Source organism: Deltaproteobacteria bacterium (genome assembly GCA_026712905.1).
Taxonomy (GTDB): domain Bacteria; phylum Desulfobacterota; class Binatia; order UBA9968; family JAJDTQ01; genus JAJDTQ01.
This window is the reverse complement of record JAPOPM010000161.1, coordinates 1-12,859: the sequence shown is the minus strand read 5'-3', so window position 1 is coordinate 12,859 and position 12,859 is coordinate 1. Positions and strand designations below refer to the sequence as shown.

Annotated in this window: 9 protein-coding genes and 2 pseudogenes; 6 read left to right on the top strand and 5 right to left on the bottom strand. The window is 66.6% G+C overall.

Features of this window, described 5'->3' with window-relative positions; translation table 11 throughout:
• Nucleotides 1-17 precede the first annotated feature (17 nt).
• The 3 genes from OXF11_12995 (at nt 18) to OXF11_12985 (ending at nt 7,882) form a co-directional block, all read left to right on the top strand.
• Nucleotides 18-2,924 (top strand): conjugal transfer protein TraG N-terminal domain-containing protein, encoded by a 2,907-nt coding sequence (locus tag OXF11_12995; protein ID MCY4488011.1) that lies wholly within the window; start codon nt 18-20, stop codon nt 2,922-2,924.
• A gap of 70 nt (nt 2,925-2,994) precedes the next feature.
• Nucleotides 2,995-4,899, top strand: a complete 1,905-nt coding sequence (locus OXF11_12990; GenBank protein MCY4488010.1) for a type IV secretion system DNA-binding domain-containing protein — start codon at nt 2,995-2,997, stop codon at nt 4,897-4,899.
• A gap of 1 nt (nt 4,900) precedes the next feature.
• Nucleotides 4,901-7,882 (top strand): conjugative relaxase, encoded by a 2,982-nt coding sequence (locus OXF11_12985; GenBank protein ID MCY4488009.1) that lies wholly within the window; start codon nt 4,901-4,903, stop codon nt 7,880-7,882.
• 431 nt (nt 7,883-8,313) lie between these two features.
• On the opposite strand, the gene OXF11_12980 is transcribed toward OXF11_12985, so the two are convergent.
• The 3 genes and pseudogenes from OXF11_12980 to OXF11_12970 all read right to left on the bottom strand — a co-directional run bounded on the left by OXF11_12980 (nt 8,314) and on the right by OXF11_12970 (nt 9,523).
• Nucleotides 8,314-8,601, bottom strand: a complete 288-nt coding sequence (locus OXF11_12980) for a hypothetical protein (GenBank protein ID MCY4488008.1) — start codon at nt 8,599-8,601, stop codon at nt 8,314-8,316.
• Nucleotides 8,602-8,794: 193 nt separating this feature from the next.
• Nucleotides 8,795-9,295: a VWA-like domain-containing protein gene (locus OXF11_12975; GenBank protein ID MCY4488007.1), complete on the bottom strand. Its 501-nt coding sequence runs from the start codon at nt 9,293-9,295 to the stop codon at nt 8,795-8,797.
• Nucleotides 9,269-9,523, bottom strand: a pseudogene (locus OXF11_12970) (hypothetical protein). Before OXF11_12970 ends, OXF11_12975 begins: the two are co-directional and overlap by 27 nt.
• Nucleotides 9,524-9,526: 3 nt before the next feature.
• Between OXF11_12970 and OXF11_12965 the strand changes: the two are divergent.
• Nucleotides 9,527-9,979, top strand: a complete 453-nt coding sequence (locus OXF11_12965) for an endonuclease (GenBank protein ID MCY4488006.1) — start codon at nt 9,527-9,529, stop codon at nt 9,977-9,979.
• 118 nt (nt 9,980-10,097) lie between these two features.
• On the top strand, nt 10,098-11,138 hold the full coding sequence (locus OXF11_12960; protein ID MCY4488005.1) for a hypothetical protein: 1,041 nt from the start codon (nt 10,098-10,100) through the stop codon (nt 11,136-11,138).
• Nucleotides 11,139-11,319: 181 nt separating this feature from the next.
• Here OXF11_12960 and OXF11_12955 read toward each other — a convergent pair.
• Nucleotides 11,320-11,776: pseudogene (locus OXF11_12955) on the bottom strand (IS3 family transposase).
• A 256-nt stretch (nt 11,777-12,032) separates the two neighbouring features.
• On the opposite strand from OXF11_12955, the gene OXF11_12950 reads away from it, so the two are divergent.
• A complete protein-coding gene (locus tag OXF11_12950) occupies nt 12,033-12,215 on the top strand; it encodes an AlpA family phage regulatory protein (protein MCY4488004.1) in 183 nt (60 codons plus the stop codon).
• A gap of 406 nt (nt 12,216-12,621) precedes the next feature.
• Here OXF11_12950 and OXF11_12945 read toward each other — a convergent pair.
• Nucleotides 12,622-12,859 (bottom strand): cytochrome c (locus tag OXF11_12945; protein ID MCY4488003.1); only part of this gene is annotated, 238 nt, incomplete at its 5' end.

The window sequence follows — 12,859 nt, the reverse complement described above, 5'->3', positions numbered from 1 at the left end:
GCCGAGGAGAGGCGGCTGTGTACGAACTCTTCACCCTGGGAGGTGGCGCCTATCTGGTCGACCTCCTGAACGCGGTCGCAGCGATCACGGGCGGCGGAGCGTTCGTGACCCTGGCTCAGATTGCGGGCGTCACCGGGCTCGCCTGGGCGCTGTTCCGCACCGCCTTCGGCGGCTCGTGGAAGGACAACGCCAAGTGGCTGCTGCTCTTCGCCGCGGTCTGGGGCGCCATGGTGGTGCCGAAGGCGACCGTGCGGGTCGTGGACCGGCTCGACCCTGCGCTGGCGCCAGCGGTCGTGGCCAACGTCCCCATCGGCCTGGCGCTCTTTGCCTCCGTGACGAGTCAGGTGGGCGACGGCCTCACGCGGCTCACCGAGCAGGCCTTCTCGCTTCCGAACGATCTGACCTATCGCCGCCACGGACTCATTTTCGGCGCGAGGCTAGCGGCCGCGGTGACCCGGATGGAAGTGACCGACGCGGTGTTCGGGCGTAACCTCAGGGCCTATGCGCGGCAGTGCGTGTTCCACGCCCTGCTCCTGGGGCATATCTCCGCGGACGATCTCCGCGAGAGCACCGACATCTGGCGGCTCGTCACCGCCACCGGCTCGCCGTCCGCCGGGGCCTCGCCCGCGCGCATGGTCGAGTACGCGACCCGCGGGGCGCCCGCGGGCACCGGCGCGACCCCCGTTGACCGCGAGATCGTCACCTGCGCGGAGGCGGCCTCGCGGCTCGACGCGCTCTGGGGGGCCGAGATCGGAAGGGCGTCGGGTATCTTCGGGCGGAGGCTCTTTCCCGGGGCGGCGACCGAGGCCCTGGCCCGCGCCGAGTTCGTGGCGGCGCTGCCCGCCGCCCACGCCTACCTGATCGGCGCGTCGAGGACCGCGGCCGAGATCCTGCGCCAGCAGATGGTCCTGAACGCCGTCCACGGCGCGGGCGAGCAATGGGCCGCGGAAGCCGGGAACGCCGCCGCGCTCAGGGCCTATACCGAGGCCCGGGCCGAGACCCAGACCGTCTCGGCCTACCGCGCCATCGGCCGCCAGGCTGAGACCTGGGTGCCGATGCTCCGCATCGTGTTCGAGTGCCTCTACGTGGGGGCCTTCCCCATGGCGGTGCTGCTCATGCTCACTCCCGCGGGCAGCGGGATCTTCCGGTCCTACTTCTCGGGGCTCGTCTGGCTCCAAAGCTGGGGGCCGCTCTACGCGATCCTCCACCGCATCTCCATGGGTGAAGCCGCCGAGCGCATGAGCGCGGGCGCTCTGATGCCGGGCGGCGACGTCGGCGTGTCGCTTGTGGCGCAGGCGGGGATCCAGGCGGTGGCGTCGGACGTGGCGGTCATGTCGGGCTACCTCTCGATGTCAGTGCCGTTCCTCGCCGCCGCACTGGCCTACGGGGTGGGGAGGGCGACAGGTCTCGCCACCTCGGTGCTCGCGGTCGGCCAGGAGGCGGCGTCCTCGGCGGCGCAGGAGGGCACGACGGGCAACGTCTCGCTCGCCAACACCGTGTCCGACACCCACCGCTTCGGAACGGTCGAGGGAAACCAGGTCCGGACCTCGCTGCATGTCGACACGGACCGCTACACGGGGTTCGCCCCCGGAGGCGCGGGCTTCACCGTGACCGGTGACGGCACCGCGGTGGCGGACGCGGGTTCCGCCACGAGCCGTATCCCGGCGGCGGGCGTGAGGCTCTCCGAATCCCTCGCGACGAGCCACGAGAACCGGGCGAGCGCCGCCCGGGAGCAGGCCCGGCACTGGTCGGCGGAGGCCGCCACGGCACGGACGGCGGCCGCTACCGATTCGGCGGCCATGGTCGAGCGGTTCTCGCGCGACGTGAACACGGGCGTCGCGCATTCGCGGGGAGTGACGGAGAGCGAGAGCCAGAGGGTCCAGAGCCTCGAATCCCACTTCGAGAGGCTGTCCGAGGCTGGCGGCATCACCAAGGAGCAGGCGGCCGCTATCACCAGCGCGGCCAAGGCGGGAGGGGGCTTCGACTTCATCGTCAAGTTCGGAGCCGACGGATCGGTGAGCTGGCGGGGCCAGACCTTGAGCCGGGAGGCCTGGAACCGGATGACCGACTATGCCGAGCAGAACAGCCTGCTCGATGTCTGGTCCCGGGTGGCCGAAGCGTCGAGGCGCTACTCCACCGCATCGGGCGAGAGCGAGCTCAAGAGCCTGGAGGAGAGTTTCGGGTCGAACCTGACGCGGATGCGCCGCTTCGGGGAGCAGGAGGCCCTCAGTCACCGAGAAGCCGAGAGTTGGAGCAACCAAGCGGCCGAGGTGCGGAGCCAGGCCCAGGCCATCGACCGGGAGCTGGGCCAGCCTTTCTTCACCTGGCTGACCGCCCGCAGGGGCGCCGATGGTAGGGATATCGGCGTTGCGGGCGCCATGCGGCTGGCCTCCCCTCAGACGCCGGAGGACGCCGAAGAGCTTCGTGCACACGCCGCCGCCTTCATCGCGGAACGGTTCCCGGCGCCCCGGGGCGCGGACCCCGCCTCCGTGGCGGAGTCGGCGGACTACGAACGGACCGTTGAAGGGATGCGGGAGTCGCACAGGAGCGGGACCACGGCGGCTTGGGCGGAGTGGTCGGGCTGGGCTCGGGAATACGGCGGCGGGGGCCATGAACGGGGCAGCGTCGGAATACGGGCGGGACAGAGGCGCGCCGAGACCGATACCGAGCTGGATATCCGGGAGGCGGAACGCAAGGTGCGGGGCGGGGTGGCGGAAGAGCGCAACGAGAAGGGGCGCGCCAAGGTGGCGGCGGAAACCGACCGGCCCTTTGGGCAGCATGCAGCCGAAGCGGTCCCGTTGGTGGGGGAGTGGCTCGGCGGCAAGCTCTACGGCACGGCCGGGAACACGGCGCCGGACAAGGGCAGGAAGAAGGATCGGGCAGACGGCGGTCCCTTCGACCGGGACGAGGCGCTCGGGCCGTGAACGGAAGGATTCGATGATGTTCGGAAAGGCTACGCTCAGAGGAGGCCAGACCCTTCTCCACGATGTTCACATGTGGGGGCAGCTGGTCCGCTGGGAAATCCTCGGCCTCGTCCTGACGATCATTCTGGTCCCCGCTGTCGCGGCCTTCCGCACCACGACCGGCTATGAATGGCGTGTCGTCGGCATGGGGACCCTGGCCCAGGTCAAGCTGGCCCTGGGGTATGACCGCGATTCGGGGCAGGCGTACGAGTGGCGGGAAGGCAGGAAAACGGCGACGAGGATCGTCGACATCGCCGCGGACCCCAGAATCGAACGGATCCGTAGACGCCTGCTCGACACCATCTACGGCAAGGCGTGGATGGGCCTGGGGTTGGGCGCGGGCGCCATGGCCCTCTTCACGTTGTTGTTCTGGATCATCGGACGTCGCATGGAGCGCGCCAAACGCCTGCGCGGCGCCGAGATGGCTACGGCGCGTGAGCTCCGAAGGCGTGTGCAGCCCTTCTCGGTGCGCTTGGCGGAGACCTTTTTTCCGGCCGCGCGCCGGGCCTCCTGCCGCATCGCCGGAATTCCGTGGCCCGAGCGCGCCGAGACACAGCATACCATCGTCTCGGGCACCACCGGCTCGGGCAAGACCGTGCTGATCTCGGACCTCGTCGCCCAGATCCGGGCGCGGGGCGAGCGCTGCATCGTCTACGACAAGATGGGGACGTATACGCGTTCGTTCTTCGATCCCGCCCGCGACGTGCTGATGAACCCCCTGGACGCCCGCGCTCCGCGCTGGTCGCCTTTTTTCGAGGCCAGGACGCCCCGCGACTTCGACATGATGGCCGCTGCCTTGATTCCCCAGCAGAAGGACACGGTGGACCCGTTCTGGGTGACGGCCGCGAGGCAACTGTTCTCCAATGGAGCGGGGGTCCTCTGGAGGGATGGAGTGACCGAGAACCGGAGGCTCGTCGATGAACTGCTCAAGACCGAACTGGCCGCACTGGCCCAAGCCATGGAGGGCACCGTGGCCCAGTCCATCGTGAGCCCTGAGAACCCGAAGACCGCACTCTCCGTGCGAGCGATGCTGACCGCGAATCTGGGCGCGCTGGAGTTCCTGCCCGATACGGGAATGTCCTTCTCGATCCGCGAGTGGGTCGGCCGGGAGGACGAGACGGGGTTCCTGTTCCTCACTTCCCGCGGAGACCAGCACGCGAGCTTGCGGGGACTCATCTCCACCTGGCTCGAGATCGCGGTCAACGCGCTCCTCTCGCTCCACCACGACGACGCGCGGCGGATCTGGTTGGTCCTGGACGAGCTGCCCCCCCTCCACCAGGTGCCGAGCCTGCAGCCGGGGCTCGCGGAGTCCCGCCAGTTCGGGGGCTGCTTCGTGCTGGGAATCCAGGTGTTCTCGTCCCTGCGGGACATCTACGGCAGGAACGGCGCGGAAACCATCTCCGGGCTCTGCGGCACCCGCGTGGTGCTGTCGGCCCCGGACCAGGAGACCGCGCAGTGGTCGGCAGAGAGCCTCGGGCGCGGAGAGGTCGAGGAGTACACGCACGGCATGAGCTACGGCGCCAGCACCATGCGCGACGGCGTCTCGCTCACCCAGCACCGCCAGATGCGCCCCCTGGCTTTGCCGTCGGAGATCATGCGGCTCGAAAACCTGCACGGGTACCTGAAATTCCCCGGCCCGTTTCCGGTCACCTCCATAGAACTCCGGTACGTCGATCGCCCGGCCTCGGCCGAACGGTTCGTCGCGCGGGAGGGCGATGCGGCAAACGCGGAAACGGATGCGTCGACGCCGGACGGAGAGCCGGGCGATGGCGATTCGGGTCTCGTGGACGAGCGGGTGGAGGGCGAAGACAAGGCCGATCCGCCAGCCGTAGCGCCCGTCCCTGCCGGCGTGGAGGAGCGTGGCGACGGCAGCCGCTCTGGCGCCGAGCCGCGATCTTCGGCGCCGGACACCCATCGGGCACAGGATTGGGCCTGAGATGCTGTCCATCGGAGCGCTCGGTTCGGCCGCCCAGGGCGCCAGCTACTACGAGCGCGACGGCTACTACGCGAACGACGATCCCGGGCACAAGTCGGCGAGCGCGTGGGCCGGCAGGGGCGCGGCGGAGTTGGGGCTCTCGGGCGAGGTTGATTCGGACGTCTTCAGGTCCGTGCTGGAAGGGAAGGTGCCGGACGGCTCGGGCCGCCGGCTGGGCCGCCAGGGCAAGGATGGGGAGATCGTCCACCGTCCGGGGCGCGACCTCACCTTCTCCGCTCCCAAGTCTGTCTCGATCGCGGCGCTCGTCGGCGGCGATACACGAATCGTCGACGCGCACGACCGGGCCGTGAAGGCGACGCTCGCCTGGGTGGAGGGCAATGCGGCCGAGACCCGGGTGCATGACCCGAAGACCAGGCGGATGGTGCGGGCACGCGATCAGGAGATCGTCGCCGCCACATTCCGCCACGATACCTCGCGGAACCTGGACCCGCAGCTTCACACCCACGCCGTCCTGGCCAACATGGTGAGGGGCGGAGACGGCAAGTGGCGCACGATGGCCAACGAGGGCCTCTACGAACGGCAGAAGCTCATCGGCATGCTCTACCGGAACGAGCTGGCGCGATACTTGGCCGAACTCGGTTACGGGATCGAGAAGACCCACGCGGATGGACGCTTCGAGATCGCGGGCGTTTCGCGCGAGGTGGTAGAGGCCTTCTCGACCCGCAGGGCCGAGATCGAGGCGGCGATGGAAGAGCGCGGTCTCGGCGCCACCGCGGCAAACCCGCGCATTGCCGAGCGCGCCGCGCTCATGACCCGGGCGGCGAAGCGCGATGTCGACCGGGGTGCGCTCCTGGGGGTTTGGGAGAAGCAGGCGGCCGACCTCGGGTTCGACGCCCATGCGATCGCTGCCGCGGCGGCGGCGAAGGTCGCCGCGCCCTCGACAAAGGGCCGGGAGACCACGACGGAGACGGGCAAGGCGTTTGTGGCGGTAAACGGCACACCAAGCATGAATGCGGCGATTGGCGACATCCCTGCACCCGGTCGGGGTGCGGCTACGGAGGCCGTCGCCTGGGCGATGGAGCATCTTTCGGAGCGCCAAGCGGTGTTCGCGCGTAACGATCTCTTCGCTGCGGCGCTCGCGTATGCACCGGGGCGGACGACTCTGGCCGAGGCCGAGCGTGAGGTGGCGGCCCTGGAGAGGGCGGGCATGCTGCATGCCGTGAGCCTGCCGGCCGCGGAGGAAGCGCTCGCCACGGACCGGACCGTGGGCGAGGAGCGCGAAACCATCGAGCTCATGCGCGCGGGCGAGGGACAGGGGGATGCTCCGATGCGGAGCTGGGCGGTACAGGCGCATCTCCACCGGGGGCCGCTCACGGTCGGACAGAGGGACGCGGTGAAGCTCATCCTGTCCGCGAAGGACCGTGTGGTCGGTGTCCAGGGCTATGCCGGCACCGGCAAGACCACCATGCTGGACAGGGTGCGGACCCTCGCGGAGAAGAAGGAGTGGCGCATGGTGGGCCTCGCGCCCTCTGCATCGGCAGTCAAGACGCTCGCGTCGGAGGCAGGCATCGAATCCGAAACTTTGCAAAGGTTCCTTGCCCGCAACACCGGCGTAGTCGAGGGCAGGCTCACGGAAAAAGGGCAGCGGGAGATGCAGGCGGCGTTCGCCAAAACCATCCTGGTGGTCGACGAAGGCTCGCTGGCCTCGACCGTGCAGGCCCGTGACCTCCTGCGCATCGCGAGCGCGTTCCGCATCCCGCGCGTGGTGCTGGTCGGCGACGCGAAGCAGCTCGACGCCGTCGATGCCGGCAAGCCCTTCGCCCAGCTTCAGGCCGCGGGCATGAAGACCGCCGTCATGGACGAAATCATGCGCCAACGAGATCCGGCGCTCAAGGAAGCGGTCGAGGCGACCCTCGCAGGCGAGATCGCGCGCGCCTTCGAGAAGCTCGGATACAACGTCGCGGAGGTGAAGCGCGACAAGATTGCGGGTGCCGTCGCCGCCCGTTGGCTCGCGCTTTCGCCCGAGGCGCGGGAGAACACCGGCGTCATGGCGCCGAGGCACGAGCTCCGGCAGGCGATCAACGGCCATATCCGGGAGCGTTTGGTCCGGGAGGGGCGCATACACGGCCCCGCGATGTTTTCCGAGCGGCTGGTGTCGAAGGGTTACACCAATGCCGCGAAGGCCCTCGCCGACAACTATGCGCCCGGGGACGTGGTCGCCTTCCATCGCTCCTACCAGCGGCTCGGCGTCGAGAAGGGCGACGAGCGCCGCGTCGTAGGCGTCGATCACGAGGCCCGGTCGGTGATGCTCGAAGGCAGGGACGGCGGGACGGTCGCGTGGAAGCCGGCCGAAGTGGGCGGGCGGAAGGGCGGAACCGAGGTCTACCGGACGGAGGAGATAGACCTACGCACGGGCGACCGCATCCGCTGGACCCGCAACGATAAGGGTCTCGGGCTCGTCAACAGCCGCACCGCCGAGGTAGCCGGGGTAAGGAACGAGCGGGTGACGTTCCAACTGGAGGACGGGCGCAAGCTCGAACTCGGCCGTAAAGATCGGCAGATTCGCCACCTGGACCATGCCTGGGCGTCGACCGTGCATGCGTTCCAGGGCCGCACGGTGGACAACGTGATCGCGGCGATGGAGGCACGGCACCGGCACCTGACCACGCAGAAGTCGTTCTACGTCGAGATCAGCCGCGCGCGCGACCGCGCCGAAGTCGTCACCGACGACGCGAAGGAACTCTGTGCCCAGCTCCAGGCCGTGACCGGGGAGCGCATCGCGGCGCTGGAGGGCATCGGCGAGGCAGTTGTGGCCACACGGGACAGGGTCGTCGATGCCGCGGGGCCGGGCGGAAAATCGCCGGATCAGGGACGTGAATCGCCGGCCGCGAATGATGGTGACGGCCGGGCATCGCAGGAGAAGGCCCCGGAACTGCCCGCGCCGGAACGGAGCCGGGGGTCCGGGATGGACCTGGGGTTGTGACGGTACGGAAGCCGGTGAGAAAGTGGCGGGTGCGGACGGCTGGCTGCGCGGGATGGTTGCGAGGGGGCGTTGGGACATGCGCGGCGGCGGGAGATAGTGCTGCTTTCCGTCTGGCTGAGGCACGGCGTTGAGGCTGGGAAACACATGGACAGTTTCTAAGCAGCGGTCTCTCTGCCTGTCCGTGCGCCTTGCGCGCCGTTACTTTCCGAACCTTCCGAAGGTCCCGCGGTCTACCCGGCGTTGGATTGCCCGCCGAAGATCGCACAACCTGTACTCCCGCAGCTCGCCATGCTCGGCGTACGGGAAGAAGGTCCAGGGCCTGCGGCGCATGGGCAAGGCGCTCCGCATGACGGTTCCTATTCGGCTGTCGCCCACGTACACTCCGTAGGCCGGGACCGGACCGCGGACTTTGCCGCGCCTAAACCGTATCTTCATGGCCGCCCTCCCTGCCGGTTCGCAAGCTCCGCGCGGTGTCGCCGCATCAGGGCATCCATCGCATTGAGCACGGTCGGCTCGTTGATTCTTCCAGAAGGCCTCCTTCCCGCCCGCTGCCGCCGGATTTCTTCCCACAACTCGTCCGGGTCGAACCCGGCTAACAGCGTCGCGATCATCCACATGTCCCGGGCGGGTTTGGACATGAAGGTGTCGGCCCGCAAACGGTGGAACTCCTGGCTCCGTACGTCGATCGAGCCGTCAGGATTGCGCGGAAGTTCGGTCATGTCGCGTCCGGTTCCCCTTTCAGGTTGGCCACAGGGTCTGTGGAAAATTCTGTGCATATGGCGGGTGCGCGCCCGAAATCGCCCTGTCCATCCGGGATCCAACGGAATGCACGGTTTATGTGCAGCGATCTCCCCATGAAAATCGGTTAGTTGTGAAGATGGGGCTCCGAAGCCCTGGGGCGTCCGCCGGACGTCAGGCGGTGATGTCGATGCGTTCGCCCCAGGGCTCGCGGTTCCAATCCGACGGGGGAGGCCCGTAGTTGACCCAGACGACGTCGAAGGGAGGGGGGCTGTCCGGGTAGCTGGAGCATCCCATGTCCGTGAAGTAGAGGCACACTCCCGGCGGTATCCGCGGCTCGTGGAGCCACTCGAAGCCCGGGCGGAAGTCGGTGCCGCCCCGGCCCTTGAGGGCGATCTCGTCGGGGAGTTCGTCGGACGAGTACTCTGCGGCGTCCTGCAATGCGGTGTCGACCTGGAGCACGATGACCCTCCCGGGACGGACCTCGTCCGCGACCTCGCGCAGTTCCGCCCAGAAATCGGCGAGGGTCTGGGCCGGGACAGAGCCCGAGGTGTCGATGATGACCGCGATCGTGTCGATGCCTTCGGAGCGGATCGAGGGCAGGTAGAGGCCTGAGTCGATGAAGCGCCTGTTGGGAACGCTCCAGCTATAGTCGCGGCTTGCGGCGTCGGTCATGTAGCGGCGCAGGAGCGTTCGCCAGTCGAGTCTGCTCGCATGGGCGTTCCGGACCGTCTCCGCGACGAGGCCCGGCGCCTTGCCCTCGGCCCTGGCGATGTTGAGCGCCTGGTGCATGGCCTCGTCCCACGCCTGCTCCTCGGCGACGGCGTCCACGGCCGCCTCGCCGAGATCGGAGCCGTCGTCCGCGCGGGTGTCGGCGTCCAGGACCTCTCCGGTGCCGGAAGGATCGTGGCTCGGCGGCGCATCGGATGCGCCGCCTTCGCCCTGGCGGTTCCCGTCGTGACCGTCGCCGTCGTCCCCGTCCTGACTGTCCGCATCGTCACCGCCGTCCTCGTCGTCCTTGTCCTGATCGTCGCCGTCTTTGGCGGGATCGGCGGATTCATCGCTGCCGCCGCCGGGAGGCGGCGGGCCGCCCGCGCCCGCGTCTTGTGGCGCGTCGCCATCGCTCTCGTCCCTGGCCTCCGGCAGGAGGCGATCGTTGAGCCGAGAGACGCCGTGAAAGGCGATATGGCGCGCTCCATCCTGTACATGGTCGACAGCTACCGGTTGCCGCTACCCGCCAACCTACAGGGCGACATGTTGCAGCGATGGCACGAACAGGATCCGCCCGACGACACGGAACGCTGGCGAAATTTTGTGATTGAGGGGCTGCAAGGAAATGCGAACCCCTACATCCCTTGACGCACCCTGGGCGGCGGTGAGCGGATAACGCCATCGCCGAACGTGTGCGCGGGCATCCTCCGGGCCGACGGGAGCGCCCCTCCTACTCGTTTAACACTACCTCAAGTGAGGACAAGGCATGAGGAAGGCAAAACAAAGAGATGTGACCGCTCAGGAGGTTCTGGTCCTCGACAGCAGTACATTCATCGCAGAGATTGGGCTCACGTCCAGGGGCGCCTCGGCGCTCAAGCACTATCTGTACGCTCGGGGAATGCAGTTGGTGGTACCACAGATCGTGGCGGAGGAGTGCGAACGGAACCTGACTCGACGAGCCATAGAGAAGAAGAAACAAGTTGAAGCAAACTTGACGTGGTTGGCGCGCTTCTGCGGAGGAGTGAATGGATGGTGCGGTCCCAGTGATAAGGAGATTGCAAGTCGCGCGAAGGCGCTCGCAAACGCAGGTACTGTCGGAGCCGTGTTGTTGTCGGAGACCGAAATACTTCGGAAACGAGCCGAACTAAGGCATCAAGTTCAGCAGCCGCCGAGCCACCGGCGTTCTAGTCCGGCAGATTGCAAGATCTGGGAACAATGTGTGGATCTGTTGGCGGAGCATGATGTGGTGTTTGTCGCGTGTGATGGAGATTTCGTTGGCCATGGTGGAGACGACAGGCTGCATCCATATCTTCGAAGTGAAGTGGACCAACTGGCGACAGGGCGAACGCTGACGTTCCACCGGAACATGAAATCGCTGTTATCCGAACTCAGGAGTTCGATAGCGCCGTTGCCGAAAGAACAAGTATTCGACTTTGTCTACGGCACGACTGCCGGGGAAATTCAAGTACTGGAAACGAATAGTGGATACCATCCGAAGGCCATCGGCGATGTAACGCAAACGCTCTTAACGACGGACGATGCCGAGGTGATCGAGATTCGCTTGGAAGTACACGACACGTGGGAGAGCCCAGACGGTACAGAGGTTGCGGAGTTCCGCCTGTCTGGCTCGTGTCACTACCGTCTAGTGCACGATAAGCTATCTGACTTGACCGCATCGGAGGTGCTGTTATTGATCACCCAGCCGGATGGCTCCCTGCGTGCTGTAGAAGGCTCTTATCAAAAGCTGGGGGCACTCGTTTACGCAGGCGTGCCGCCGATGCAACCGGAGCCGACGGTTTTGGAGTAGCGGGTGGATGAGGTGGCGTGGTCCTGGTTTCTTGGACAGGATGGCGGCGGAGTTAAGGTGTATTCCGGATGATCGATCGTGCCGCCAGGGTCCTGTTTAACACGTCCTGCTGTTCCGGTTGAGCCGGCAGAGAGGCAGGGGAGCTGCAGCGCTGTGCCGGCCTCTGCGTCAGCATTCCCTTTTCGTAGACCTCGGCCGGGGTGGAGCCCCCCAAGGCGGAGTGGGGGCGCGCCCGGTCATAGAAGGCGAACCACCGAGAGATCAGCCGCTGGGCCTGGAGGCCGTCAGAAGATCTCGTGCAGGTAAACGGCCTCATACTTGAGGGAGCGCCACAGGCGCTCGATGAAGATGTTGTCCATGCACCGGCCCCTGCCGTCCATGGAGATGGCGACACCTGACTCTTTGAGCACGGAGGTGAACTCCAGGCTGGTGAACTGACTGCCCTGGTCGGTGTTGAAGATCTCGGCGCGGCCGTAGCGCTGGAGGGCTTCAGTGAGGGCGTCTGTGCCGAAACGTGCGTCGAGGGTGTTCGACAGCCTCCAGGAGAGTACCCGGCGGGTGGCCCAGTCCATGACTGCCACCAGGTACAGGAAGCCCTTCTGCACGGCGATGTACGTCAACTCCGCGCACCAAACCTGAACCAGTTTCCGCCGCCCGCTCTGCCCAACAGAACCAGGTTTCCCGGCGAGACTGGTGTCACCAAGGATATCACCAGGGAGAAGTTGAAGAATGGAGGGAAAGATATCGGGCATTGTCCAAATTGACGGCTCCGAGCTTCGAGACATCGTGAAACAAGCACTCCGGGAAGCGTTGCAGGATCATCCCCGGTGCAGTAGATGCGGCGCGGACGTTGCCAGGACACCTGCCCGCACACCCGACCTTCCGCCACGACTAATGCGAGCCGATGACGTAGTCACTCTTACCGGTTTGGCGAAATCCACAATGTATCGGTTGATGAGTGGCAGTCAGTTCCCGGCGGCGGTCAAAATCGGTCCCCGTGCGGTCGCCTGGAAAGTTGAGGAAGTTCAAGCATGGATCAGCGAACTCAGCCGGGCTACCTATACGCCGCGGCCATAGGCCGCGGGGGCTTCGGGCTCCGATCTCACCTGCGGTCGGACGATCTTCGGCGGTACTGAACGGTTACCGGGACATACACGCGCTTGCGGGGACTGAGTATTGACCGAATCAGGTTGCGTATCGATTACGTCTCAAGGCGTGAAATGTATAACCTGTTGATAAATAGGACATAAATTCAATTAAATTGCAGAACGGTCCATTAAATCCTGCAACTTTGCCGTCTGCGTGTAGCGGCCGCACATGGGATGACAGTAGTCCTATTTTGTCATGTTTTTCGCGCCGTTGACGCACTGTCGGTCGAATCCGGCGATACCGTGGTCTGAAACCGCCACATGCCTGGCTTCGGCATACGTGTCGACGCCTCCGGACGCAAGGTCTGGCGCGTCCTGTGTGAGGCGCGGACCGGTCATGGCCCGTGCGGCGGATTTCTGCCGGCCTGGATTTCGCGGATGCGGTCCGGCCAAGTGGAGCGGATGTAGGAGAGCACGTCCCAGATCTCGTCGTCGGTCATGGCGCCGCCGAGGCCCGGCATGCCGCTCTCGATCCCGATAATGCCCCGGGCCTCCATCAGGGCGGTGCCGCCCAGTTTCGTGTAGTCGAAGAGAAGCTTGTTGTCATGATGCCAGGTATGGCCGCTCGCATCG

Excerpts from the sequence above, each read along its gene's own strand:
- OXF11_12975 (MCY4488007.1), bottom strand. The coding sequence starts at position 9,295 with ATGACCGACGCCGCAAGCCGCGACTATAGCTGGAGCGTTCCCAACAGG.
- OXF11_12990 (MCY4488010.1), top strand. The coding sequence starts at position 2,995 with ATGTGGGGGCAGCTGGTCCGCTGGGAAATCCTCGGCCTCGTCCTGACG.
- OXF11_12980 (MCY4488008.1), bottom strand. The coding sequence starts at position 8,601 with ATGACCGAACTTCCGCGCAATCCTGACGGCTCGATCGACGTACGGAGC.
- OXF11_12960 (MCY4488005.1), top strand. The coding sequence starts at position 10,098 with ATGAGGAAGGCAAAACAAAGAGATGTGACCGCTCAGGAGGTTCTGGTC.
- OXF11_12950 (MCY4488004.1), top strand. The coding sequence starts at position 12,033 with ATGCGAGCCGATGACGTAGTCACTCTTACCGGTTTGGCGAAATCCACA.
- OXF11_12985 (MCY4488009.1), top strand. The coding sequence starts at position 4,901 with ATGCTGTCCATCGGAGCGCTCGGTTCGGCCGCCCAGGGCGCCAGCTAC.